22 protein-coding genes are annotated in these 26,102 nt (G+C 64.9%); 13 read left to right on the top strand and 9 right to left on the bottom strand.

Features of this window, described 5'->3' with window-relative positions; all coding sequences use genetic code 11:
• Positions 1-121: 121 nt before the first annotated feature.
• Positions 122-1,984 (bottom strand): bacterio-opsin activator domain-containing protein, encoded by a 1,863-nt coding sequence (locus C479_RS02530; RefSeq protein WP_241430149.1) that lies wholly within the window; start codon positions 1,982-1,984, stop codon positions 122-124.
• A gap of 329 nt (positions 1,985-2,313) precedes the next feature.
• Here C479_RS02530 and C479_RS02525 point away from each other — a divergent pair, with 329 nt between their 5' ends.
• A complete protein-coding gene (locus C479_RS02525) occupies positions 2,314-3,450 on the top strand; it encodes a multicopper oxidase domain-containing protein (protein WP_049907018.1) in 1,137 nt (378 codons plus the stop codon).
• 158 nt (positions 3,451-3,608) lie between these two features.
• Positions 3,609-4,178 (top strand): hypothetical protein, encoded by a 570-nt coding sequence (locus C479_RS02520; protein ID WP_007697369.1) that lies wholly within the window; start codon positions 3,609-3,611, stop codon positions 4,176-4,178.
• Between the two features lie 152 nt (positions 4,179-4,330).
• Here the strand turns inward: C479_RS02520 and C479_RS02515 are convergent, their stop codons facing one another.
• On the bottom strand, positions 4,331-5,098 hold the full coding sequence (locus C479_RS02515) for an HFX_2341 family transcriptional regulator domain-containing protein (RefSeq protein ID WP_007697365.1): 768 nt from the start codon (positions 5,096-5,098) through the stop codon (positions 4,331-4,333).
• Positions 5,099-5,251: 153 nt separating this feature from the next.
• On the opposite strand from C479_RS02515, the gene C479_RS16440 reads away from it, so the two are divergent.
• On the top strand, positions 5,252-5,422 hold the full coding sequence (locus C479_RS16440) for a DUF7837 family putative zinc-binding protein (protein WP_169317768.1): 171 nt from the start codon (positions 5,252-5,254) through the stop codon (positions 5,420-5,422).
• A gap of 113 nt (positions 5,423-5,535) precedes the next feature.
• On the opposite strand, the gene C479_RS02510 is transcribed toward C479_RS16440, so the two are convergent.
• Complete coding sequence (locus C479_RS02510; RefSeq protein WP_007697360.1) at positions 5,536-6,117, bottom strand: FAD-dependent oxidoreductase; 582 nt, start codon at positions 6,115-6,117, stop codon at positions 5,536-5,538.
• Positions 6,118-6,302: 185 nt separating this feature from the next.
• Here C479_RS02510 and C479_RS02505 point away from each other — a divergent pair, with 185 nt between their 5' ends.
• Positions 6,303-6,650, top strand: a complete 348-nt coding sequence (locus C479_RS02505) for a winged helix-turn-helix transcriptional regulator (RefSeq protein WP_007697357.1) — start codon at positions 6,303-6,305, stop codon at positions 6,648-6,650.
• A 5-nt stretch (positions 6,651-6,655) separates the two neighbouring features.
• Here C479_RS02505 and C479_RS02500 read toward each other — a convergent pair whose 3' ends face one another.
• The gene (locus tag C479_RS02500; RefSeq protein WP_007697354.1) at positions 6,656-7,039 is read right to left on the bottom strand and encodes a hypothetical protein; all 384 of its coding nucleotides are present in this window, start codon (positions 7,037-7,039) and stop codon (positions 6,656-6,658) included.
• A gap of 121 nt (positions 7,040-7,160) precedes the next feature.
• Between C479_RS02500 and C479_RS02495 the strand changes: the two genes are divergently transcribed.
• Together C479_RS02495 and C479_RS02490 are read left to right on the top strand one after the other, a co-directional pair.
• Positions 7,161-10,355 carry an FAD-binding and (Fe-S)-binding domain-containing protein gene (locus C479_RS02495; protein WP_007697352.1) on the top strand — a complete coding sequence of 1,065 codons (3,195 nt, stop codon included), beginning with the start codon at positions 7,161-7,163 and terminating at the stop codon, positions 10,353-10,355.
• Positions 10,356-10,454: 99 nt separating this feature from the next.
• On the top strand, positions 10,455-11,423 hold the full coding sequence (locus C479_RS02490) for a sugar phosphate nucleotidyltransferase (RefSeq protein WP_007697351.1): 969 nt from the start codon (positions 10,455-10,457) through the stop codon (positions 11,421-11,423).
• A 50-nt stretch (positions 11,424-11,473) separates the two neighbouring features.
• On the opposite strand, the gene C479_RS02485 is transcribed toward C479_RS02490, so the two are convergent.
• Together C479_RS02485 and C479_RS02480 are read right to left on the bottom strand one after the other, a co-directional pair.
• A complete protein-coding gene (locus C479_RS02485; protein WP_007697350.1) occupies positions 11,474-12,199 on the bottom strand; it encodes a diphthine--ammonia ligase in 726 nt (241 codons plus the stop codon).
• A 199-nt stretch (positions 12,200-12,398) separates the two neighbouring features.
• The gene (locus C479_RS02480; protein ID WP_007697349.1) at positions 12,399-13,556 is read right to left on the bottom strand and encodes a DUF373 family protein; all 1,158 of its coding nucleotides are present in this window, start codon (positions 13,554-13,556) and stop codon (positions 12,399-12,401) included.
• 308 nt (positions 13,557-13,864) lie between these two features.
• Between C479_RS02480 and C479_RS02475 the strand changes: the two genes are divergently transcribed.
• Entirely contained in the window at positions 13,865-14,176 is a 312-nt protein-coding gene (locus tag C479_RS02475) for a HalOD1 output domain-containing protein (protein ID WP_007697348.1), read from the top strand.
• Between the two features lie 129 nt (positions 14,177-14,305).
• Here the strand turns inward: C479_RS02475 and C479_RS02470 are convergent, their stop codons facing one another.
• Both C479_RS02470 and C479_RS02465 read right to left on the bottom strand, forming a co-directional pair.
• Entirely contained in the window at positions 14,306-15,187 is an 882-nt protein-coding gene (locus tag C479_RS02470; RefSeq protein ID WP_007697342.1) for a coiled-coil protein, read from the bottom strand.
• A 240-nt stretch (positions 15,188-15,427) separates the two neighbouring features.
• Complete coding sequence (locus tag C479_RS02465; RefSeq protein ID WP_007697339.1) at positions 15,428-17,311, bottom strand: glycoside hydrolase; 1,884 nt, start codon at positions 17,309-17,311, stop codon at positions 15,428-15,430.
• 215 nt (positions 17,312-17,526) lie between these two features.
• Between C479_RS02465 and C479_RS02460 the strand changes: the two genes are divergently transcribed.
• The 4 genes from C479_RS02460 (at position 17,527) to C479_RS02445 (ending at position 23,367) form a co-directional block, all read left to right on the top strand.
• A complete protein-coding gene (locus C479_RS02460; RefSeq protein ID WP_007697338.1) occupies positions 17,527-17,952 on the top strand; it encodes a DUF5791 family protein in 426 nt (141 codons plus the stop codon).
• A 199-nt stretch (positions 17,953-18,151) separates the two neighbouring features.
• Positions 18,152-20,890: an aconitate hydratase AcnA gene (acnA, locus tag C479_RS02455; protein ID WP_007697336.1), complete on the top strand. Its 2,739-nt coding sequence runs from the start codon at positions 18,152-18,154 to the stop codon at positions 20,888-20,890.
• 253 nt (positions 20,891-21,143) lie between these two features.
• A complete protein-coding gene (locus C479_RS02450) occupies positions 21,144-22,031 on the top strand; it encodes an SDR family oxidoreductase (RefSeq protein WP_007697334.1) in 888 nt (295 codons plus the stop codon).
• A gap of 136 nt (positions 22,032-22,167) precedes the next feature.
• Entirely contained in the window at positions 22,168-23,367 is a 1,200-nt protein-coding gene (locus C479_RS02445; protein ID WP_007697333.1) for a DHH family phosphoesterase, read from the top strand.
• A gap of 18 nt (positions 23,368-23,385) precedes the next feature.
• Here the strand turns inward: C479_RS02445 and C479_RS16435 are convergent, their stop codons facing one another.
• Positions 23,386-23,556, bottom strand: coding sequence for an HVO_0758 family zinc finger protein (locus C479_RS16435; RefSeq protein ID WP_007697330.1), 171 nt, complete (start codon positions 23,554-23,556; stop codon positions 23,386-23,388).
• Between the two features lie 98 nt (positions 23,557-23,654).
• Here C479_RS16435 and C479_RS02440 point away from each other — a divergent pair, with 98 nt between their 5' ends.
• Positions 23,655-24,872: an MFS transporter gene (locus C479_RS02440; RefSeq protein ID WP_152415781.1), complete on the top strand. Its 1,218-nt coding sequence runs from the start codon at positions 23,655-23,657 to the stop codon at positions 24,870-24,872.
• Between the two features lie 126 nt (positions 24,873-24,998).
• A complete protein-coding gene (locus C479_RS02435; RefSeq protein WP_049907045.1) occupies positions 24,999-26,093 on the top strand; it encodes a glycosyl transferase family 2 in 1,095 nt (364 codons plus the stop codon).
• The last annotated feature ends 9 nt before the right edge of the window (positions 26,094-26,102 follow it).

Raw genomic sequence — 26,102 nt, 5'->3', positions numbered from 1 at the left:
AACAGGGGTGTACCTAACTAGTCAGTGAGTGTCTTACCGCGAAGACTGTTGGGACGCTCGATCCGGTCCGCCGGTCCGGACTGTCGTCGTAAGTCGCGTCGACGTCGGGTTCGACGTGACGCTACCGATCGAGGAACGCCGAAACCAGTTTGCGCTCGGCGGCCCGTCGGTGCTGGTGGTACGTCGACCGGGCGACACCCATCGTGCTCGCGAGTTCGTCGCCCGAGACCGATCGGTTCCACTCGTAGTACCCGCTCGCGTGGGCGATTCGGAGCGCGAGGTGTTGTCTGTCGGTCAGCGCGTTCTCGAGTTCGGCCAGGTACTCTTGCCGGGTCGTCGGTGGTCGATCGCAGTCTCGTCGGCCACGCAGTTCGACGCCGTCGTACCGCGCTCGTATGTCGTCGACGAGTTCGCGTACGTCGCGATCGCTCGAGATTTCGACCGTTAGACGGGTCGCCCCGTCTGCAGCGGAAATCGATCGCGTCGTCGCTCCCCGGGCCGCGAGCGCGGCGACGATCGAGGTTTCGCTCATCACCAGTTCGTAGAGGTTGCCCTCGTCGTATTCGTGAATCAGCGTCGCCTCGGCGACGGCCGACAGGGCGTCCACGGCGGCCGAGACGGCGGCGGGTTCGGCGTCGATAGTGAGAAACAATCGGACACGGCCGTGGTCCGCACTGACGGCTCCGTCGTAGGAAATCGTCGGCCCGGCGCGTTCGGCGAGCGTGACGAACGGGAACGATGGATCGGTGATCTCGATGTCGAGTTCGACGATTTCGTCGGCGAGCAGGAGTCGTCCGCGCTCGATCGCGTCTATCGTCGTCGCCGTGGCCCTCGCCAGCGCTTCGAGGACGACCGCTTCCCGGTTGGCGACTGCTCCCTCCTCGCCGGCGTACACACAGAGGACGCCGTGCGCCGTCTCGCCATTCGACAGTGGGAGAGCGGCAATCCCTTCGAGTCCGTCACCGTCGTACCAGTCGGCCGCCTCGATTCGGTCGAGCGCTGCCGCCCCGGTCACGAGTTGCGTTCGACCCGTCTCCTCGGCCCGCGTCACGGCCGCGACGATCGGGTCGTCGTCGCCCGCTACGGGAGCACTTTCGTCCGATGGATTCCCCCAGTCGGTCGAGACGGTCGCAGCCGTAATCTCGCCGGTCGCGAGGTCAGGGTTCCCGATCCAGGCTGCCTGATAGGCGCCGATTTCGACGAGTCGATCGCAGACGGCCCGTTCGGCGGCGTCGCGGTCTTCGGCTTCGACGAGGTCGCTCGTCACGTCGTTGAGGAGGCCATTGATCCGGTCGAGAACCGTTTCGAGTGTCTCGCGTTGGCGCGCGAGTCGAATTTCTGCTTCCTTGCGTGCCGTCACGTCCGTCTGATAGCCGACGAAGTGCGTGACCTGTCCGTCCTCGGTGACGGGCGCAATCTCGACACGGTTCCAGAAAACTTCGCCGTCCGCCCGATAGTTCCGCAACTCGACGGCGACCGGTTCAGCCGCGTCGATTGCGGCCCGGAGTTTCGCTATTGCTTCGAGATCTGTTTCCGGTCCCTGGAGGAAGCGACAGTTCCGTCCGATCGTCTCCGACGGGCTGTAGCCGGTCAGCGCTTCGAACGAGTCGTTGACGTAGACCAGCGGATTGTCGGGCCGATCCGGATCGGTGATCGCGATCCCAACCGGGGCCTCGTCCATCGCCCGTTCTTTGACGCGTCGTTCTTCTCGATCGTCGAGCTGTTCGAGTGGCATTCGTGGCGTCTGTTGGCCGGCCGCCGAACGATCCGGGGCGGAAACTCGTTCGATCTCGGCGTAGACTCTGGCTGGTGCGTCGTCGGCGGATCGGGCGACGTACCCGGCGATGCCGGCCGCAATTGCGCGGCTGAGACTGTCCCCGTCGGGGTCGTCTGTGAGGAGCACGATCGGCAGTGCTGGTAGCGTTTCTCGGAGCTGTTCGAGGTGATCGATCCAGTTCGAGCGGGAGTCGGGTGCATATACCACACAGTCGAGCCGATCGTACTGATCCGGCGGTATTTCTTCTCTGACGGAGGTAGTCGTGAGGGATATGTCGGGCGTATTCTCCAGGTGGTCTCGAACCGGATCCGAGTCCCGAGCGCTGTCCGCCCAGAACGTGACGTAAGTCGGTCGCGCTCCGTCCTCCATGGCGGGTGCTGGTACTCGACCCGTAAATAGCGCCCGTCCGGACCGATGGATCGAGCCCGCTGGCGAATCCATATGTAGGAGAACGCGAACACGTTCGTGGTGTTCTCGGCCAGCAGGAATCGGTTGGACCCGCTATACGTGGGGTCTTCGTAGGACGAGATGTAACAATGGCTGATCTTATCGGTGCACCCGGAACGGGCCTGTCTCGACGTGAGTTTCTCGCAGCCACGGGCGGTGCTGGGACCGTCGCCGCTGCAGGATGTATGTCGCAGTCCACCACGCCGGCCGCCCAGCCGTCGGCGGGCGACTCGTCGAGTGACTTACCCCTGACGAGTCCACCCGAGGTCGTCCAGGTCGACGAACAGGGCGGTCGCGTGACGATCGGCTCTGAGACGGCTCGTCATGCGGTCCATCCACTCGACTCGATGGGCGGCCCCGTCGAACTCCCGCGCGTGTGGGCCTTCAAAGCCGACGACGGTGAGCCGAGCGTGCCCGGCCCGATCCTGCGGACGACCGAGGGCAACGACATGGAGGTAACCCTCGACAACACGAACGCGGACATGCCCCACACGCTGCACTTCCACGGCGTGCGAAAAACCTGGGCGAACGACGGCGTGCCGACGACCACCGGGATCACGGTCCAGCCGGGCGAGAAACACACCTACACCATCCCGGCGAACGTCCCCGGGACGCACTTCTATCACTGTCACTTCCAGACCCATCGCCACATCGACATGGGGATGTACGGCATCTTCCGCGTCGATCCGAAGGGGTACGAACCGGCCGACAAGGAGTACTTCTTCACCATCAAGGACTGGGACTCCCGTCTGAACCGCCAGATTGCTGGTGAGGACGTCAGCTACAGCGCCCGAAACCGCAATCCCGACGTCTTCACCATCAACGGGAAGAGCCTCCCGCGGACGCTCCACCCCGAAGACGGCTCGCCGATCATCGTCGATCAGGGTGATACAGTCCGCCTCCACATGGTCAACGCTGGCTACATGTCTCACCCGATGCACACGCACAACCACCGGTTCCAGGTCGTCGAGCGCGACGGTGGGGTCGTCCCCGAGGCGGCCCGGTACGAACAGGACGTGACGAACGTCGCCCCGGCCCAGCGACACACGGTGGAGTTCGAGGCGGACGCCGACCCGGGAATCTACCTGATGCACTGTCACAAGGTCGACCACGCGATGAACGGGAACGTCTACCCCGGCGGGATGGTCTCCGGCATCGTCTACCGTGAGGCGATGGACACCGACATCTTCGCCGAGATTATGGGATACGCCGGCTACGAAGGCTAACTCGGGCCGTCCCTGATCGACGAACGGGTCTCATCGACTGATGGACCGCGACCGTCGCTCTCCACGTCAGTTTCTATAGTGCAGAGCGTATCGATACTGTCGATTGTATTGATACTGTCTTCGTAGATCGTAATGCCCCACCACGTCTGGGTTCGGGTATGTCACAAAGTGGGCTCTCCACGGATGACGACGAGGGGCCGATCGACCAGGTGGCAGCGGCGCTCGACGCGACCTGGTTGCTCGAGTCCGCCCGTGCCGTCCGCGCGTGCTGTGGGTCGATACCAGCGCGCCGCTACGGGAACGAGACGGCGGCAGCCGCGGCGGTGATCGTGGCGAGTCGCCGGTCCGACCGTCGGTCGATCGATCGCCGGTCGGCCTGTGACACCCTTGGCCTCGATCCGAGCGAGGTCGCCCACGCAGTCGAGCTGCTCGAGGCGAAGCTCGCCGAGCCAGCACCGGCAGCCGAACGGCGGCGCCTCCGGCAAACGCTCGTGGCGATCGACGAGCTACTCGCCGCGATCGAAGCGGGACGGACGAACCCGCCGCGGCTCGCCGGTCCGGGATTCGCGGCGGTCGATCCCCGAATACGGGCACTGGCCGCACAGCCCCTGTCGGCCGTCGACGAGGATGCCCTTCGGCGGGACCGTCGCCGGTTCGCGACGGACCTGTCGCTCGCCAGACTGGGTGCCGACCTCTACGTCCAGTTGCACGTCGACCCGGCGGACTGAGTGGGTGTGGAACGGTTGCTTCGTCAATCCGGCGAGGTAGTGAGATTCGCCGGTTAGTGCACATCGAGTTCGATCACCGTTTGTCGAGATCCATCATCGAGCGTCGAACTCGATCACCGGCCTCGAACTGGATCAGCACTCGTCGACTTGAATCAGCGTTCGTCGAACTTGTGGTGGAACGCGCGGTAGGCGTTCTCGCCGCGCTCGGTCAGTTCGACCAGCCGACGTCGACCAACCTGTTCGACGGTAACGTAGCCGTCTTCGAGGAGGGGCTTGACGATGTGCGTATCCAGCAACCTGAACGCGCCCTTGTCCGTCGACGGATTCCGGTCGGCGATGAACGAGAGGCCGAGCTCTCTCGCGTACTCGATCAGGTCGCTCTTGTTCGGCTGCGTCGTCTCGAACCGGTCGTCGATAGCGGCCGGATCGGCCAGCAGTTCCATGATCGCGATCTGGTCGGGTGTCGGGGAGTCGATCGGGTACGTCGGAACGGGCGTCGTCGATTCCATACCTGACGTGATCGGGTGATCGTCCGCGTCGTGGGCGTAGGACTCCGGCGTGACGTAGTACGCCGTCGCGTCGGTGGAGACGTCCATACAGGCGATGGTCGCGCCGATCGCCGGGATGGTTCCCGCACCGGAGACGTTGACGTAGACGTCGTCGCCGTCGTGACGGGCTGCGAGCGTCGTGACGTCGCCGAGCACGCTGTATACGTCCGCAAAGTCGGTTTCTGTGACCGTCAGTTCCTGTACAGACTCGGCGATCTCGTCGCAGAGGTCTTCGACGTAGGCTGGGACCTCGGCTGGATTCTCGTGGACGAGGATGTGGGCGACGTCGGCCCGCTGCTCTTCGATCGGGTGGAGTACCCGATCGTACTCCGAACTCACTGGAGCGATGTGAACGCGCTGCGTGACGTCCATACTGATCCCGCGATCGGTTACCTGTTAACTCTGCTGAAAGACGTCGCCCGGATCGTCGATGGGTACCCGTCTTCGTTCGACTGGTCGTTAGTTACACTTTCACTCCGGTCTGGTCGACTTCATGTGCCCGGAGTGGTATTGATCGAGTAACCAATGATGGATGACGAGGGTGATCGACTCGCGGCGCGTCGATCGGTCGGTGACTGTCCGCGATGTGGGGCGACGATCGACGAGACAGCCGTCATCATCGAATACGAAGTGAGTGACCGAAAAACGGCATACGCGGAGTGCCCGGCGTGTGAGGACGTCGTCAGTCCACGATAGCGCTGGGTCCCGGTCGGTTCGGTCCGCACTGTTCGATCCGACTCGCTTCCACTCAGTCTGAACGCTAGCCGAGTGAATCGGATAGTTCCCTTCTCGAAAACGTGTTGTCGCCGTTATTCCTCGGCCATCGACCCGAAGACCGCTTCGGCATCGGCTGGCACGTCGAAGTCGTGGTAGTGTTCGCCCCGTTCGCCGGAGAGGATGTTCAGGGCAGCGGCAGCGCCGTCGCCGGCGGAGATGACTGCCTGCCACTCCTCGGCGCGGACCATCGCACCGGTCGCGTAGACGCCGTCGATCGACGTCTCCATAGTGACGTCGACGTCGACGATGTCCCCATCGAAGTCACAGCCGAGCTCCTCGGCGAGATCGCGGTTCGCACCGGTCGCGAGCACGACGTAGTCGGCCGTCTCCTTGCCCTCGTCCGTCTCGATCGCAAAGCCGTCGTCGGTCCCCTCGATGCGCTCGACGTGTGCTCCCTGGCGACGGTCGACGCCGAGGTGGTCGACCTGATTCCGCATCGTCTCCAGCAGGCCCGACCCGTCGACGGAGCCGATACCGGGGTAGTTGAACAGGTGTGCCTTGTGCATCCAGGTCTCGTCCGAATCGTAGACGGTCGTCTCGAGTCCGTTCTTCTCGGTGAACAGTGCGGCCGACAGGCCGGCTGGCCCGCCGCCGACGACGTGTACTGTGGACATACGGTGTACAATGTCCGGTCGCTCGGCAAAAACCTGTTGCGGATCCCTCCCTCGATGCCCGGAACCGTCTTGCCAGGGGGACCTATCAGGGACCGACTCGGCGGCCGACCTCGGTGGCACGACGAAAGCAGGTTCGAATCCGAACCCATATATCGGATCAGAGACAATGGGCGACCACCCGACCTATGTCCCAGCACGCCCAGCAGTCCGACGCGAGCGTCGAACGCGTGAACGAGGCGGCCTGTCCGACGGTGGAGGCGATCGATCAGATCGGATCGAAGTGGCGATTGCTTGTCCTCTACGATCTTCGTGAGACGGACGAGAAGCGATTCAACGAGATCAAGCGCTCCACGCAGGCGAACTCGCGGACCCTCTCGCGTGTGCTCGACGATCTCGCCGATACCTCTCTCGTCACCCGTCGCGTCGAGGATCAGCCGATCGCGACCTACTACAGCCTCACCCAGAAGGGCGAGGCGTTGTGTCCCGTTCTCTCCGATCTCGAAGACTGGGCGACCGAGTGGATCGACGGCTGAGTCCGTCACTCGCCGGATCCTGCCGTCGGTAGCACACAGCGTGTGTCGCCGTCGTCGAGGACGACGATGACTCGCTGCCCTTCGGCGAGCGGTGGCAGTTCCTCGCGTCGTTCGACGCCCTCGTCGACGACTTCACCAGCTGCTTCGAGCAGAATGACGACCCACGTGTCGTCGACGATTCGATCGACGACGCCCGGATAGACCGCGAATCGGTCCGCTCGATCGGTCGGCTGCGTTTGGTCGTCGGAGTCGCCCGGTCGATTCTGGCCGTCGTTGTCACCGTGGTAGTTTTTTGTGCCACGTGCGATCGTCGTCGGAACGAGCGTTCCTGCGGCGATGGCGAGTCCCTGGCAGACGGTGCGGCGTGTTCGTGTTGGCTCGGTGGCCATGACCCGGGCTGGCCGCGCCTTCGGATATAAATCGTCGGGCCTGAATCGCCACTGGTGGCGCTCGGTCGGTGCGTCGATCCGCGTCAGGGCTGTTAAGTGACCGCACGGCCTGTCGTCGGACATGGCGACCGAGCGCGGGCCGGCGGCCGACCGGCGGGCGACCTACGACTATCGGGGCGAGACGGTCGAGCGTCCGGCGCTCGCCGACGCGATCGCGAGACGGATCGACGGCGAGGTGCGAATGGACAACTACTCGCGTTCGCTGTACGCGACCGACGCGAGCGCCTACGAGGTGACGCCGATCGGGGTCGTCTTCCCGCGATCGACCGCGGACGTTGCCGCCGTGATGGACTACTGTGCCGAGCGGACGATTCCCGTTCTCCCCCGTGGCGGGGGGACGAGTCTGGCGGGCCAGACGGTCAATCGAGCGGTCGTCCTGGATTTCACGCGGTATATGGGGGAGATCGTCTCCATCGACGCCGACCGGAAACTGGCGACTGTCCAGCCGGGGGCGATCCTCGGCCGGCTGAACGAGGCCGTCGAACCCGACGGGCTCACGTTCGCGCCGGATCCGGCCTGGGGCGACAAGAGCGCGATCGGCGGCGCGATCGGCAACAACTCGACCGGCTCGCACTCCCTCCTGTACGGTAAGACGGACGCCTATGTCGAATCGTGCGAGGTCGTCCTCGCCGATGGGACGGTGACCGAGTTCGGCGAGGTGACGATCGAGACGCTCGAACAACGAGGCGACCTTGACGGCACGCTCGAACAACGGATCTACGCCACGGTCGCCCGAATCGTCGACGAGGAAGCCGACGCGATCGACGACGCCTATCCCGACCTCAAACGGAACGTTTCCGGGTACAACCTCGACAGGCTGGTGGCCGAAGCGCGTGGTTCGACGCTGCCCGGCGGTGAGGAGACCGGTGAGCCGGGCACTGTCAACCTCGCTCGACTCCTGGCCGGCAGCGAAGGGACGCTCGCGATCGTCACTGAAGCGACCGTCTCGCTCGAACCCCTCCCGGCGACGAAGTCGGTCGCGATGCTGTGCTACCGAGACCTCCACGACGCGATGGCAGACGTTTCGGCGATCCTGGAACACGACCCTGCCGCCGTCGAAGTGCTCGACGACGTACTCATCGATCTCGCCCGCGAGACGGCGGAGTTCGGCCCCGTCGCCGACCGGCTCCCCGACGGGACGAACGCGACGCTGCTCGTCGAGTTCTACGCCGACTCGGACGCCGACGGCGAGAACGCGGTCGCGACCCTCCTCGCCGATCGCTGTCCCGGCGTCGAACCAGTCGGTACAGTCTCGGCCGAGGATGGGTCCGCTGTCGAGGGGGCGACGACCAGCGGGGAGACGACCACAGACGAACCCGCTCGCGCGTTCGACGCCCTCGAAGCACACGAACCCGATGAGCGCGCGACGCTGTGGGATCTGCGAAAATCGGGCCTCCCGATCTTGCTCTCGCGCACGACCGACGCGAAGCACATCTCGTTCATCGAGGACACGGCGGTGCCACCGGCCCGTCTCCCCGAGTTCGTCGACGGCTTCGAGACGATTCTCGAATCGCACGACACGTACGCGTCGTTCTACGCCCACGCCGGTCCCGGCGTGTTACACGTCAGGCCGCTCGTCAACACCAAGACCGAGATCGGCGTCGTCCAATTCCACGATATCGCCGACGACGTGACGGAACTGGTGGTCGAACTGGGCGGGTCGGTCTCGGGCGAACACGGTGACGGCCGGGCCCGGACCCAGTGGAACCGCCGCCTCTACGGCGACCGCGTCTGGGACACGTTCCGCGAGCTGAAGACGGCGTTCGATCCCGACTGGCTGCTCAACCCCGGGACCGTCTGTGGCTACGCCGAGGCGGAGACGGAAAGCGGTGACGACGCCCTATCGGCGTCCTCCGGGGCCGAATCGACGCCGCCGACCCGGTCGAGAACCGCGGACATGCGCGAGCACCTCCGATTCGATCCCGACTACGAGTTCGAGGCGGGCTTCGAACCCACACTCGAGTGGGACAACGACAACGGGTTCCAAGGGATGGTCGAACTCTGTCATGGCTGCGGTGGCTGTCGGGGCGACCAGTCGACGACCGGCGGGGTGATGTGTCCAACCTATCGTGCGAGCCAGGAGGAGATTACCAGCACGCGTGGGCGGGCGAACGCTCTCCGACAGGCCATGAGCGGCGACCTGCCTGACGGTGAGCAGTTCGAAGACGAGTTCGTCGAGGAAGTGCTCGACCTCTGTATCGGCTGCAAGGGCTGTGCCGTCGACTGCCCGAGCGGGGTCGACATGGCCAAGCTCAAAGCCGAGGTGACCAACGAGTACCACGAGCGAAACGGCGCTTCGCTTCGCGATCGGCTCTTCGCGAACGTCCACACCCTGTCGGTGGTGGGGAGTCGGCTCGCGCCACTGTCGAACTGGGCGTCGGCCGTTCCCGGGGCTCGCTGGCTCCTCGAGCGAACGCTGGGAATCGACGCTGATCGAGAACTCCCCACGTTCCATCGGGAGACGTTCACCGACCGGTTCGAGCGGCGACCGACAGGCGGGTCGACGTCCTCCCCGAAAGGCGGGCGGAAAGCCCTCGTCTTCCCGGACACGTACACGAACTTCACGAACCCGGAAGCCGGTGTCGCGACCGTCTCGGTGCTCGAAGCTGCCGGTGTCGAGGTGGCCCTTGCACCGGTGTCGGGCGACAGCGGCCGACCGGCCTACTCGAAGGGATTCCTCGAACAGGCCCGGTCGCGTGCAGCCGAAACCGTCGACGCGCTGGCACCGTTCGTCGACGACGGGTGGGACGTGGTCGTGATCGAACCCTCCGACGCCGTCATGTTGCAGTCGGATTACCTGGACCTTCACCCGGGTGAGCGGACCAGGGCAGTCGCAGCCGCCACCTACGGTGTCTGTGAGTACGTAGATGGATTCGACCTCGTCGACGACCTTTCCGTCGATCCGGCAGTCACCTCCTCGATCACGTACCACGGCCACTGCCACCAGAAAGCGACGAAAACGGCCGCTCACGCCAGCGCCGTCCTCGATCGGGCTGGCTTCGACGTCGACCACCTGGACTCGGGGTGCTGTGGCATGGCCGGAAGCTTCGGGTACGAGGCCGAACACGCCTCGATGAGCGACGCGATCGGCTCGATCCTCTTCGAGCAGGTGGCCGATAGCGACGGCGATCGGGTCGTCGCACCGGGGGCCTCCTGTCGGACCCAACTGGCCTCACGCGATCCCGACGCCGAAGCACCGCCGACGCCAATCGAAGTGCTGGCGGACGCCCTCGCCGTCGAATCTTCGGGGGCCTGACGCGGTGACACCGGTTGCCATACATTCACACGCTAGAGGCGGCTACGCCGACGGATCTCAAGGGTAACTGTCTTATCAGGCCCCGCTGAATCGGGAGGTATGAAGGCCGTCGTCCTTGCCGGTGGCTACGCGACACGACTGTGGCCGATCACGAAGAATCGCCCCAAGATGTTTCTCCCGATCGGCGAGACGACCGTCGTCGACAGAATTTTCGACGATCTCGAGGCGGACGACCGGATCGACACCGTCTACGTCAGTACGAACGAGCGGTTCGCGGCGGAGTTCGAGGCGCACCTGGCCGAGGCCGACTACGAGAAACCGCAGCTCTCAGTCGAGGAGACGACCGAGGAAGACGAGAAGTTCGGCGTGATGGGGGCGCTGGCCCAGCTCATCGACCGCGAGAACGTCGACGACGACCTGCTCGTGATCGCAGGGGACAACCTCCTCTCGTTCTCTGTCGGCGACTTCCTCGATTACTTCGAAACACGCGAGGCGCCGACGATCGCGGCCTACGACGTGGGGTCGCTCGACCGGGCCAGCGAGTACGGCCTCGTCGAACTGGAGGACGACCGGGTCGTCGACTTTCAGGAGAAACCCGATGATCCGAACAGCACGCTGGTCTCGATCGCCTGCTACGGCTTCCCGCGCGAAGCCGTCGGGCTGATCTCGACGTATCTCGAAGACGGCAACAACCCCGACGAACCGGGCTGGTTCATCCAGTGGCTCCAGGAGCGCCGGCCGACTTACGCCTACACCTTCGAGGAAGCCTGGTTCGATATCGGCACCCCGGAGAGTTACCTCGACGCCGTCGCGTGGTATCTGGACGGCGACTCGCTCATTTCCGAGACGGCGACCCTCGACGACGCGACCATCGGGAACGACGTTCACGTCATGGCCGACGCCGAGATCGTCGACACGCACTTAGAAAACACCGTCGTCTTCCCGAACGTCACGCTGAAGCACGCGGACATCCGCGGGTCGATCATCGACGAGGATACGCTCCTCGAGGACGTCGATCTGGCGACCGCCCTCATCGGCGCCCACACGCAGATTTCGAACGATCGGTAGCTCCTGCCCGATCGGTATCGGCTCCTATCCGTCCTGTTCTGGCGGCGCCGTTACTCGAGCGACGCGTCGGTGACGGTTATCGAACCGCGCGTGCCGTCCCACGTCGTCTCGTACTCGATGTCGAGCCGCCGGTCCATGTGGGGCGCGTCGAGTACCATCGTCTCGAACTCGCCGCCCTCGCCGAGGAGGTGGACGCCGTGGGAGTCGGCAAGTGTTCCCAGTTCGTCGATCGCTGCGTGGTCGAGGGGTCTGCCGAGCCAGGATTCGTCGAGACCGTGGGCTGCCACCTGGACGATCACGATCTCGAAGTTGGCCGCGAGCATGTCCGCTGCAAGCGCGCGGGGATCGGCCTGCCAGAGCGGTGCGAAAAGCTCACAGTCGAACTCCGTACAGAGGCGTTCCACCCGGTCGCGTTGATACTCGCTTTCGACGGCGCCGACGACGAGGCCGGCGATCCCGCCGGGTGTGTCGGCTGCGAGCGAGCGGAGTGCCGTTTCCAGTGGCTCGACTTCCCGATCGCCCTGCGTGCCCGAATCCGTCGCCTCGTCGGTCTCGAACGAGTCGGGATGGACGTCGAGTGACTCGATTCCGATGCTCTCGGCCGCGTGCGTCGCCAGCTCGGTCGCCGGGACGTGGTACATGTACGAATCACCATCCGGGTGGATCGTGAGCAGCCGATCGACGTCGATACCGCGTTCGAGCGCCCGGTAGAGTGCGTACGAGGAATCCTTCCCGCCGGAGAAGAGTGACACCCAAGCGCCGGAGGCCTCCGTCATACGGGCACCTGGCGACGCCCGGCTAAATTGCTGGCGGTTTCCGCCATCACTGACAGCGACGGCCGGAAGCTGACGGCCCACTCGACTATGTCGATTCACCGCTAATGCACGTCTCCGTCGCTCGACAAGGTACGCGCGCCGTAACGGAAGACGCCGCTCACTCGACCGTTGATTACGGCTCGTTACGGGGTGGTTCCGCTCAATCTGAGTCCGTGTGCTCGGTGAACTCGGAATCCTCGATCGCAGCCGTCGCGAGATGCGACGTCAGCCGAACGCCGACGATACTCAGGATGAACGCGACGGAGACGTAGAGGGCGAGACGCTGGCTGGCGGAGAGCGAGATGGCCTCGATGGTCGTCGTCCCGATCGAGATCGGCGGGACGACGATCGGCTCGATGAGATCCTGTTGTTCGAGGAAGTACGCAGAGAAGCCCCGCACTACGAGACCGACCGAGACGACGACGAACGGTAAGTTGAGGTACGACCGGCGGAGCGGTTCGTCCTCGATGGTTTCGTCTAAGAGGCGTCCCGCGCTGGCGACGAGGGCGGCCATCGCGATCCAGGGAACGCTGTCGTTGACGAACTGCATCGTGGGGAGCAACACTCCGCCGGTGTCGTCCAGTCCCGAGACACCGAGTCCGCCGACGAAGAGCCCGATCAGCGTCAAGCCGGCCGCGACGACGTACGTGACGACCGACACCTGGCCCGAGTAGATCGACTCGCGTGCTTTGATCGCCAGCGCCGTGACGATTTCGTCGATGTTGAACCCCTTGTAGAGCAAGAAGAGGCCGATGACGGTGGTGATGGCCGCGGCTCCCTGTGCGAGCGTGGTAACCGACGCGAGGATCGGGAAGACCAGCAGCGTCAACCCGACGGGGACCAGGATCGTCTGTCGAAGCTCCTCGTCGCCGAGAAACTGCTTCAGCAGGTAGTACGTGGACTCGATGTCCCGGGCCTGCCTGACGACGACCCGATCGACCGAGTCGACGCGGAGTCGACTTTCGACGACGGGTACGAGTTGCTCGTCGTCGGTGCTGTCGAGGACGACGACGGCCGAGTCGAGGTCGTACTCGGCAGCGAGGTCGTCGAGTTGTCGGGCGACCGCACGATCGGCGCTCACCATGGACTCGCGTTCGCCAGAGACGACGGCGACGACGACGTCTTCGTTGTCGTCCCGGAGTTGCTGGGCGACGGAAAGCGTCTCGAGGAGGGCGTTGACGCCGGAGTCCTCTGGGTCGGCGAGTCCGACGTCGGTGACGAGCGCTCTGACCGCTTCCCAGCCGACGATCGGCGTGGAGAGCCCGGTCTTCCGACCGACGTCGTCGTTCCGGTCCAGGCAGACGACCAGCGAAGTCACGGTGTCTGGTCCTCCTCGCTCCCGGGTAAAATCCTTTGTCCTCTTTCGGCCGGGTTTCGCCCGGCGGACGCCGTACTTGTCGTCGGTTTCGGGTGACGGTCGGCGCCAGCGGCGCGTCACCGATTCCAAGTGACGTATCGGTCAACTGGTGTATGACAGCGACCGAGCGAAACCGAGTGCCGGGTGTCACCCGTCTTCGTTTTGTACGACAAATCGCTGAATATTGTCTGACAGGGTTTTATCCTCTCCCCTGGCATACCCCGTTATTCCCTGGGTCCGTCGCCCGCTCGGCGGACGGGGAGGTAACAATGAACGCAATCGACGACGCCACCATCGCCCCCGATCTCGACCCGACGACGTCGACCACCGTCCAGCACGACTGGGCGTCCGACGAGTCGATCACCGTCTCGATCGTCACCGCAATCGCCCAGCGCGCCGGTGTCGACCCCGAAGACGTCTCGCACCTGTACGAGCGCCTCGATCCCGACTCGCTGGAGTCGCTCTTTTCCCCGACGACGCAGTCGGGTGCTCGAAACAGCGGCCACCTGTGGATCCCCGTCGACGACTACGGCGTGACCGTCTACGCGGACGGACGGATCGTCGTTCAGTCGCTGACGTGAGCTGTCGTTTGCGCCGCGACTGTCTGCACACTGCAATATCACCCGCCGACGACTCCGATGGCGTCGTTCGTTCCCGGTGGCGCCGCTCGTTCGTCGGTGAGTGCGGAGAAAATTTCGCTTCGACGCTGCTTACAGCAGACCGGTCTTCTGGAGCTTCATCAGGTCCTCGGTCTCTAGGGTCTCGCCTTCCTTGAACTTCTGATAAATCTCCTCGGCTTCCTCTTTGGCCTCCTCTTTCTTCTTGTCGCGGGCGGACTTGCGCTCTTCTTCTTCCTCCTTGTCCATCTCGCGCAGGCGCTTCTGGACGCGGACGAAGTCCTCGTGGTGGCGGTCGGCCGCCTCCTGGGCCTCCACGAAGGAGTCGTGCATGTCGTCGGCCTCGTCACGGATGTCGTCGGCCTCTCGGTAGGCCTCGATCATCTGATTGTGGTGCTCCTGGGCCTTGTCGGCGAGCTCCGTGACTTTCTGGTGGTGCTGGGAGGCTTCCGATCGGACCTCTTCGGCCTCTGCTCGGAGGTCTTCTAACTCCTCACTGCCGTCGAGTTTGTCCTTGCGCTCGGCGTACTCCTCGCGCTTGCCTTCGATCTTCTCGATGAGTTCGCGCTCTTCGTCCGTCGAGAGCACCTCCGTCTGCTGTTTGAACTCGAGATCTTCGATCTCCGATTCGAGTTCCTCCAGGTCCTTGCCTTCGTCGAGTTCGAGGTCGGACTTCAGCTCGTCGACCTTGTCGAAGAGCTCGTTCGCCTCGGCGTTGAGCTCGTTTCGGCTCTCTTTGTGTTCCTGGACCTGTTCGTTCAACTCGTCTCGTTTTTCGCGATGCTCCTGGGCCTCGTCGACCTTCTCACGCGTCTTGGCGTTGAGATCGTCACGCTTCGACGCGCGATCAGAAGCCATCTGGTTCAGCTCGTTTCGCCGATCACGGAGTTGACCAGCCTTCTTGATGAGCTGTCCCTTCGATTTGTTTGCGAGATCGTCCTCTGTCAGTTCGATGTTCTTCGATTCGTCTACCATGTATTCAAACCTCTGTGCCATACCCGCACCGGCTGGCGCAACCGCTCAAAAGCAGCGAAATCTCGGTCAGTAAGATTCCCTGTCATCGGTTATCGAGCGATACGCGCCACGCCGGTGACGCTCTGGTACCTCCAACTACCGTCGCCGCCTAGTTAAAGGTACCGAAAATCACCCTGTGAATATCGTTAGCACGGGCCGTCTGGGGCGTATACGCGGCCAGGAACCGATCTGGGTCGGCGATCATAACCGATACTCATTCACGCTCGAACCTCCGTCCGTTTCGACGACGAGTGAGAGGGTCGAAGCGCCCGACGGGATGGTGAACGTCCCGAGCTCGGCTACCCCTCCGGCATCGATATCCACCGATAGCTGCTCGGTCGCATCGGCTGCACGGCAGGTGACCGTCGCGTCCACGCGGTCGCTCGTCTCGTTTACGAGCCAGATCGTCGTCGTTCCACCGGCTGACGGACGCCCGTCGACGACAGCCCGTACCGGTTCGAAGATACCGGCGATATCGTCACCGCCGAGCCACGCTTCGACGCGGTGGGCTTCGTCTGCAATGGCACTGTTCGAGCCACCTTCCCGCCCGGGTTCGACGAGGACGACCTCCGATTTGTGCCGTCGGAGCGCCTCTACGGTGGACCGGAGCGCCGTCGATCGCTGCTCGTCGAGTGCCGTCGAAGCGCCGCCGTCTGCCGAAACGGCCGTACTGGATTCGTCCGGTTCGGCCGAACCGGGTGGTGTCGCGTCCAAGTTGGGACGGTCTGATGTGGGTGTGGGTACCGGTGAACTGACGATGGCACCCATCGTGTCGTCGTCGACGTAGCGATCGAGCAGCCACTCGACGGATGCCTCGTCTACGTATCGCCAGCCCGGAGCGAGTCGAACGACGTCCGGACCGGTCCCCGGCGGTCCGACGAGCGGAATCGGGACCAGATCGGCTGGGACCGCCGCCGCGATGTCGTCGACCGTCCCTCGATCGTCGTCTGCGCGCCAGGCGCGCCAGCGGACGCGCGCTCTCGCGAGCAGTCCCGTTCCGAGGGCGTCGTCGAACGGTGCGGATCCGCCGTCTCTGATCCCGACCACCGACAGACTCGGATTGCCGTATCGGTGGCCGTAGAGCTGATCGGCCACGGTCGTCGCCTGCTCGGTATCGGTCGACGGGGCGATCGGGAGGTCCTGCCAGACCAGCAGTCCCGCCTCGTCGCAGGCCTCGTAGAGCGACCGGGAGGGGACGTGACCGCTGAACCGAACCAGCGTCGCGTCCGCCGCGGCCGCTGCCTCGATCGTGGCTGGGGACGCCGTACCGGGCGGAAGGCTAACGCCGCGGGCGGGGACTGGCCGGCCGTTGATCCGCAGCCCCGAGTCGTCACTGTCGATCGTTCGCAGTCCGATCGACCGCTCCAGCGATCGGTCGCCCACCTTGGCTCTGAGCGTGTACCGGTGCTGGGGGCCGAGCCCGCGTGGCCACCACAGGACTGGATCGCGAACGTCGATCTCGGTTTCGACGGTCACTTGCTCTCCGGGACCGGCCTCGATGGGCGTTCTGTCCATGGAGCCGCCGCCCCGGAAGCCGTTCGGGCGCAGGGAGAACGTCACCACGTCGTCCACCGGCTCGACGGTCTGGACGGTTGCCGCCACTGCCAGCGACGCTCGATCGTCCTCGACCGTCGGTTGCACCTGCAACGACCGAACGCCGGCGGTGGGAATCCGATGGACCGAGACCCCATCACGGATGCCAGGCACGGCAAACTCGGCTGGAACGTCGTCTCGCTCGGCAACGGCGGCCGTACTCGCGGATGGTTCGCACGCGATCACCAGTTCGTTCGTCGTCTGTGGCTCGAATGCGAACCGAGCCGGTTCGATCGGTCCGTCGTGGGTTCCGTGGAACCGATCGTTGATCCACACGTGCGCCCGCCCGTAGACACCCGTCAGTTCGAGTTCGGCCCGTTCGTCGTCCCCAGCTCTGGGGTCGGGAAACGTTCGCCTGTAGGCGATCGGGCTCGACTCGTCGGCAAACACCGTCGAGACACCCGGAACCGACACGTCCTGCCACGATCGTACCGTCGGTGGCGACTCGCCGTTCATCGACGCGACCACGCCACCGCTCCACGTATCGGCCATCACCACAGCAACTGAACGCCGGCGTCAAAGCTGTTGCGACGATCGTGTCAACGCTGTCGGGTTCGTCGGGGCCACCACGACTGACAGTGGTAGGCGCTCTCGGTCAGATTGCAGCCCGTCCCGCCGCGTCCGAACGGCGACGGTCCGTCGGCCACGAACGGGAGCCGTCGATGCGGATAACAACGGCTTTCCGGGGCCGTCACCTGCCACCACGTATGTTTGCCGAACTCCGTACGGAGGTCCCAGCGTCGCCGGCGGCGCTCCGGGCCGAGTATGACAGGGAACTCGCGGCCATCGTCGAATCCGCCGGTCTCGATCAGGCCGTCGCGGAGACGGATGTGAACCGAGACGAATTGCAGACGCTGCTCGATGGGGATTCACCTCCGATTTCGCTCACGGACGCCGCCGCTATCACTGCCCTCGATCCCGACCAGCCGGACGCGGAGTCGATCGAGATCGAAGCCTGTGAACACCTTCTGCTCGGCATGACGACTGCGGTGCTCGACGTGGAGCGCCTCGCGATCGAACTCGACCTCGATCTCGACCCGACGGAGATTCAACAGAAGATCGAACGTCGCGCGCCCATCTCCTTCGAGGAATTCGTCCACATCCAGCACACGATCGCGGAACAGTCTCCATAGGGCGCTACCCGTCGCAGCCTCCACAGGGCGTCATCGGGCGGAGTCGGCGTACCCGTTGTAATCCCGGTCTGACCGGTTTCGATCGTATCTGTCACTCTCTCACTCCCGTGCTACCGAAGATCCCGCAATATTTGGGGTGCTGGTCGGTCCTACGGCCGGTCTCGGAGGATTGAAATGTGTTCGCCTTCTAGCTGACCCAATGTCATTCGACGACGTTTCGGACGCAATAGGAACGTTCGAACACGACGGTTCGTCATACAAGATGGCCGACCTCACGGTGTTAGAGGAGGAAGGCCTCTGTGATCTCGACTCGCTCCCGGTGAGCATTCGCGTCATGCTCGAATCGGTGCTGCGCAACGCCGACGGCGACACCATCGACGTCCAGGACGTGAAAAACGCCGCGAGCTGGCGCCCCGACGTCCCGAACGTCGAGGTGCCGTTCACGGTGTCGCGCGTCGTCCTGCAGGACCTGACCGGCGTCCCGGCGGTCGTGGACCTCGCGGCACTGCGGTCGGCGGCCGACCGCAAAGGTGTCGACCCGTCGGTCGTGGAACCGGAGGTTCCCTGTGACCTCGTCATCGACCACAGCGTGCAGGTCGACTACTTCGGCAGCGACGAGGCCTACGAGAAGAACGTCGAACTCGAGTACGAGCGCAACGAAGAGCGCTACCGCGCGATCAAGTGGGCCGAAGGGGCGTTCGAAGACTTCAACGTCGTCCCGCCGGGGACGGGGATCGTCCACCAGGTCAACTTAGAGCACCTGGGTCGCGTCGTCCACGAACGAGAACAGGACGGCGAACAGTGGCTCTACCCCGACACGCTCGTCGGCACCGACAGCCACACCCCGATGATCGGCGGGATCGGCGTCGTCGGCTGGGGCGTCGGCGGGATCGAGGCCGAGGCCGCGCTGCTCGGCCAGCCCATCACGATGCAACTGCCCGAGGTCGTCGGCGTTCGCCTCTCCGGCGAACTCCCCGAGGGCGCGACCGCGACGGACCTCGTGCTTCACATCACGGAGAAGCTCCGACAGGTCGGCGTCGTCGACCGCTTCGTCGAGTTCTACGGGCCCGGCGTCTCCCAGCTGTCGGTCGCCGACCGCGCGACTATCTCGAACATGGCGCCCGAGCAGGGCTCGACCATCAGCATGTTCCCGGTCGACGAGAAGACCCTGGAGTACCTCGAACTCACCGGCCGCGACGAGGAGCACATCGACCTCGTTCGCTCGTACCTCGAAGCCCAGGGCCTCTTCGGCGAACAGAACCCAGAGTACACCGAGACCGTCGAGTTCGATCTCGGCGACGTGGAACCGAGCCTCGCCGGCCACAAGAAGCCCCACGCCCGGATCCCGATGGGCGACCTGGACGAGCACTTCCCGACGCTACTCGAGGAAGAAGGTGTGATCGACTCGGGTACGGCCGAGAGCGACGGCGGACTCGTCTCGAAGAATCCGCCCGAACTCGACGAGAACGTCCCCGTCACGCTCGACGATGGCACCGAGATCGAGATCGGTCACGGCGACGTCCTCGTCAGTGCGATCACGAGCTGTACGAACACCTCGAACCCGTCGGTGATGGTCGCCGCCGGCCTCCTCGCGCGCAACGCGGCCGAGGCCGGACTCAAGGTCCCCGACTACGTCAAGACGAGCCTCGCACCCGGCAGCCGCGTCGTCACGGAGTATCTCGAACAGGCCGACCTGCTCGACGATCTCGAAGAACTGGGCTACCACGTCGTCGGCTACGGCTGTACGACCTGTATCGGCAACGCGGGCCCCCTCGCGGAGCCGATCGAGGCGGCGATCGACGAACACGACCTCTGGACGACGAGTGTCCTCTCGGGTAACCGCAACTTCGAGGCGCGCATCCACCCGAAGATCCGCGCGAACTACCTGGCCAGCCCGCCGCTGGTCGTCGCTTACGGCCTCGCCGGGAAGATGGATATCGACCTGGAGGAAGAGCCGATCGGCACGAACGACGCAGGCGAAGAAATCTATCTGGAGGACGTCTGGCCGGACCCGGAAGAAGTTCGCCAGACCATCCACGAGAGCGTCTCGCCGGAACTCTTCGAGGAGAAGTACGCGAGCGTGTTCGAGGGTGACGACCGCTGGGAGTCGCTCGACGCGCCGACCGGCGACGTCTACGACTGGGATCCGGAGTCGACGTACATCCGCGAGCCGCCGTTCTTCAAGGACTTCCCGCTCGAGAAACCCGGTGTCTCGAACGTCGAGGACGCCCGCACGCTGCTCACCCTCGGTGACACCGTCACGACCGACCACATCAGCCCCGCCGGTCCGTTCGGCGAGGACCTACCCGCCGGCCAGTGGCTGAAAGAGCGCGGCGTCGAACCCTACGAGTTCAACACCTACGGCTCCCGACGCGGGAACCACGAGGTCATGATGCGCGGGACGTTCGCGAACGTCCGAATCGAGAATCAGCTGCTGGACGGCAAAGAGGGCGGCTACACCGTCCACCACCCGACGGGCGAGGAGACCACAGTCTTCGAGGCCTCCGAGCGCTACCGCGAGGACGACACCCCGCTGGTCGTCACCGCCGGCATCGAGTTCGGGACCGGCTCCAGCCGCGACTGGGCGGCGAAGGGAACGGACCTGCTCGGCGTCCGCGCCACCATTGCGAAGAGCTACGAGCGCATCTACCGCGACAACCTCATCGGGATGGGCGTCCTCCCGCTGCAGTTCGACGACGGCGAGGGCTGGGAGGAACTCGGCCTCGACGGCACGGAGTCCTTCACGATCGAGGGACTCGAGGACGGCCTCGAACCGAGCGAGCGTCTCACCGTCACCGCTGAATCCGAAGACGGCGATACCACGACCTTCGACGTCACGGCGCAGGTCGCGACGCCGTCCGCCGTCGACTACGTCGAACACGGCGGCGTCCTCCACATGGTGCTTCGCCAGCTCCTGACCGAGGAACTCGACGCCTGAGCAGGACCGTCCAATACTTGGACGTCTAGCGCGACTACCCGATCTCGTTTTTTCGACGGTTCGCCGTCGCTGTCGACGGATCTACACCGCCAGTAGTGAGCGATGAACGCCGGTAGCCTCGTCGCACGCCGTGGTGATTTCGTACCTCCCTGTTTCGCCGCGGGGTTGGGGCCCGTAGTCGTTCAGCTGAAACACGTGTGGATGTGGAGCGGAGAGCGCTGCCATTTTCCCGCCTGACGCCCAAGCGGTCCCTATGCGCGTGGCGATCCTCGGCTGTGGGTACGTTGGACTCGAGCTCGGGCGACAGCTGACCGAGGCGGGGCACGAGGCTGTCGGCGTTCGCCGGAGCGAGGCCGGTATCGCGGCGATCGAAGATGCCGGATTCGACGCCGTACAGGCGGACGTGACCGACCCCGACTCCCTGTCGGCAGTCCCGGACGTCGACGCGGTCGTCTTTGCCGCGAGCAGCGGTGGCGGGGACGCAGAGCAGGCACGAGCCGTGTACGTCGACGGGCTCCGGACCGTCGTCGATCACTTCGGCGGACGAGAGTCGGTTCCCGACCGGTTGCTCTACACCTCTTCGACCGGCGTCCACGGCGACCACGACGGTGACTGGGTCGACTCGACGACACCCGTCGAGCCGGCGACGCCCAAGGCGGCCGTCCTGGCCGAGGCCGAACGGGTCGCACTCGACGCGCCGCAAACGGACGGGATGGATGGGACCGTCGCCAGACTGGCCGGCCTGTACGGCCCCGATCGCTACCGTCTGTCGCGATATCTGGACGGGCCGGTGACCGAGGGATACCTGAACCTGCTTCACCGCGACGACGCGGCGGGAGCGATTCGGTGGCTCCTGACTGCCGACGCGTGTCGCAGGCAGGTGGTCCAGCTCGTCGACGACGAGCCCGTCTCGAAGTGGGAATTCGCCGACTGGCTCGCCGACCAGTGCGGTCGGGACCCGCCGCCCAAGCGCACGACTGCGGAACGCCTCGCCGACGACGACCTGTCCGAGCGGGCCCGCCGACGGCTCTTGACGAGCAAACGGTGTGCCAACGACCGACTCGTCACCACGGGCTACGAATTCACCTATCCGACGTATCGCGACGGCTACCGAGCGGCGATCGAATCGCGACTGTCGTGAGCGGACAGCTGTCGGTCGTGTTCCCATCCTGACCCGATACATTGCGGTGAACCCGGTTTATAGGCCATCTGTGGCCCAAATTCACCTTTCCGTCTGTGAGGGGAACTTTCATGGTGACCGACTTGGAGACTGACGTATGATCGATCGGTTCACCGCAGGACCCGTCGGTGATCCGTCTGGTGGGGTGGCCACGGTGGGTGGCCTGGATGTGGAGACGATAACCGCCACGGATCCGCTCGTCGTCTCGGCGGTCGTCCTCGTGATCGTCCTCCTCGCGGCGGGGCTCTGGGTGGTCTACCGGTGGTTCAATAGATCGCCCGGTGACCGACTTCGCCGACTGCTGGCGACGGAAGACGAGGTCGCCATCCTGATGCACCCGAACCCTGATCCGGACGCGATGGCCTGTGCGATGGGTGTCGCGCGGGTAGCGGAGACGGTCGGTACGGAGTTTACCATGCAGTATCCGGGCCAGATCCGCCATCAGGAGAACCGGGCATTCAGGACGCTGTTGGAACTCGAACTGGAACAGATCGAAGCGGCGTCCGAAGTCGCGGCCGATGCCATCGTCCTCGTCGACCACAACACGGCCCGGGGCTTTACCGGCGCACAGAAGATCGAACCCATCGCCGTCGTCGACCACCATCCCGGAAACGGTGCCGGGACGCAGTTTACCGACGTTCGGCCCGGATACGGCGCCGCCTCGACGATCGTCGTCGAGTACCTGACCGAGATCGGCGCGACGCTCGAGGCCGAAGCCGAGGACGGGTCGTCGGGGCCGCTCATTTCCGAATCGCTCGCGACCGGCCTGCTGTATGGCATCCAGTCCGACACGAATCAGTTGACGAAAGGCTGTACGAAAGCGGAGTTCGACGCCAGCGCGACGCTCTTCCCGGGCATCGACGAGGACCTGCTCGATCGGATTGCCAACCCGCAGGTGGCCGACGAGGTCCTCGAGATCAAGGCGGACGCGATCAGAAATCGTCACGTCGAGGGCTCGTTCGCGATCTGTGACGTCGGCGAGATCGACATCGTCGACGCGATTCCGCAGGCCGCAGACGAGCTCATGCACCTCGAAGGGGTGACGGCTGTCGTCGTCTTCGGCGAACACGACGGCACGTTACATCTCTCGGGCCGATCGCGCGACGATCGCGTTCACATGGGTGAGACGCTCAGACACGTCGTCAGCGACATCCCCATGGCCTCGGCGGGTGGCCACGCCCGAATGGGTGGCGGCGAAATATCGATCGATCACATGGCCGGTCTCGGCCCGTCAGACGGCGTCAGTAAAGCGGAGTTCGGCGAACGGCTCTTTACGGCCCTCTCCGGCGAACGGTGAGAACAGGGGGCGATCGCTCTAGCGAATCTCCTTCCACTCGGATCCACACTCCGGACACGTCCTGATGGTGGTGATCGTGTCCGGGTCGTTCTCCGTCTTCAGCGTCTTCTCGCAGGTCGCACACGTGACACGCTCGTAGGTGTCCTTGACGAGTTCCCCCTCCCGGAGTGCCTTTCGGATGGATTTCATGTCTCGGTCATACGAACGTGGGGGAGAAAAAGACCCGGGTCGGTGGACAGACATTTCGGTTCGAAAACTTTGAATCGGAGCCGTCCCTCGATTCGACCGTGTTCTCAGCCAACGGCCGGTCGATCGGGGCCAGAACTGGCGTCTTCGGGTCGCTCTGCGTACTGGTCTTTCTCGTCAACTTCGCCCGGGTGGTGTACGCGCCCCTGCTCGAACCGTTTCGGGCGGCCTTCGGCGTCAGCGAGGCGGCCGTCGGGTTACTCGCGACGCTGGTCTGGATCGGCAGCGCGGCACCACGATTCCCGACCGGGTATCTGCTGACCAGATACCCTCGTCACCGGATCGTCCTCGGCTCGGGACTCGTCCTCGCGGGCGCGTCAGCGATCGCCGCGGCGGCGCCCTCGTTCGGGACGCTCGCAGCCGCGACGGTGCTGGTCGGGGTCGGCAGCGGGGTCTACTTCGTCGCCGCGAGCCCACTCATCGGGCAACTCTACCCGGACCAGGTCGGGCGGGCGATCGGCATTCACGGAACCGCGAGCCAGGTAGCCGCCGTCGTGGCACCCGGTTTCGTCGGTGTCGTGCTCGCCCTCCACCGCTGGCCCTTCGCGGCCTGGCGGGGGATCTTCGTCCTCCTCTCGCTCGCCGCGCTGGGATCGGCCATCCTGTTCTGGCTCGCCGCCCGTCGATCGACGATCACGGGCCCGCAGGAACTGGATCTCGACATGCGTGTCGCGCTCGTCGCCCACTGGCGACTCATCCTCTCCGGGATCGCGGTCGTCGGACTCGCCGGCCTCGTCTGGAACGGCGTCTTCAACTTCTACGTCACCTACCTGATCGAGGCGAAGGGGCTCTCCAGCGGGAACGCACGAACCGCGTTGACCGTGGTGTTCGCAGCTGGCGTCCCCGCGTTCTGGGCCGCTGGTGTCGTGGCGGATCGACTCAGGTTCGTGCCGCTCATGCTCGCCATCCTGGCAGTCTTCGTCGGATCGATGCTCTCGCTCGTCGCCGTCCAGTCGCTCGTTCCGGTGTTGTTGGTCTCTGCGATCCTCGGGTTCGTCATCCACTCACTGTTTCCGGCCACCGACACGTACATTCTCGCGTCGCTCCCCGCGGAACACAGCGGCAGCGGCTACGCCGTCTTCAGCGGCGCGATGATGCCGATCCAGGCGATCGGCAGCGTCGTCGTCGGCGTCCTCGTGGATAGCGGGCTCTCGTACGACGTCGTCTTCACGGCGCTCTCGCTGGGTGTTGCCGTTCTCACAGCCGGTCTCTTCGGCCTGGCACTGCTCGGACGCGTCCCGTCGGGAACGAACGGGTGAGACGAGGAAGGGTCCGGGGGACGGATCGAGTCTCGGTTTCCTGGCCGGGCGTGAACTCATCGGTGACTCGACTCGGTTCGACCCGGAGCCGTGGCTGTTTTCACGGACGGCGCCAAGACACGAGCGATGGAGTACGTCCAGGAACGGATCACGACCCTGCACGATTTCGGTCGGGGTGGGCTCCCCGACGTCGACAGGGCCCTCGAGGAAACCGCCGTCGTCGTTCCGATGACGGCTCGCGAACACGCGAGCCTGGCCGCAGAACGCGTCCTCTCGGAACTCGAACGGCTCGACCCGGCGGCCGTGTTCGTTCCCGTCAGGGCACCGGCCCAGCGAATCGAGGCGGTCCGGACCTGGCTCGATTCGTTCGACCTCTCGCTGTCCGTCATGTGGTGTAACGCGCCGGCCGTCGAACGAACGCTCGAATCGGCCGGCCTCGATGGCGGCTCCGGCAAGGGGCACGACGTCTGGCTCGCGCTCGGGCCGGCCGCCGACCGTGGGGAAACCGTAGTGGTGCACGACGCCGACGCCAGTAGTTTCGACGGCGACCACGTGGCGCGGCTGCTCGCTCCCATTATGCTGGAGCACTCCTTCGTCAAGGGGTACTACGCGCGCGTCGAAAACGAGCGACTGTACGGCCGACTCGTCAGGCTGTTCTACGAACCCCTCGTGCGCTCGCTCGCGGATCGCCACGACGCGCCGATCGTCTCGTACCTCTCCTCGTTTCGGTACGCGCTCGCGGGCGAGTTCGCGATGACCGCCGACCTGGCGAAGGAGGTCCGCGCGCCTCGATCGTGGGGGCTCGAAGTCGGCGTCCTCGGTGATGCGTTCGAAGAAGTCGGGTTCGAGGGCTCGGCACAGGTCGACCTCGGCCACCACGAGCACGACCACCGGGCGGTCGCCGGCGAGACCGGCCTCGAGGGGATGAGCCGACGCGTGGGGGAGACCCTGTTTCACGTCCTCGCCGACCACGGCGTTCGGCCGACCTACGACGAGCTGACGAATGCGTACAGGGAGGCCGGTCGGACGCTCGTCTCGCAGTACCGTGCGGACGCCCTGTTCAACGGCCTCGAGTACGACGCCGCCGACGAGAGTGCGCAAGTGGACCGGTACGCGACGGCGATCGAAGCCCCCGGTCCGGATCGTCGCCTCCCGTCCTGGTCGAGCGTCGATCTCTCCCCCGACGACGTCCTCGCGGCCGCGACCGAGTGGGAGCAGTGATCGATTGGA

The organism is Halovivax asiaticus JCM 14624, from assembly GCF_000337515.1.
Classification (GTDB): domain Archaea; phylum Halobacteriota; class Halobacteria; order Halobacteriales; family Natrialbaceae; genus Halovivax; species Halovivax asiaticus.
This window is presented reverse-complemented; position numbering and strand designations above follow the sequence as displayed.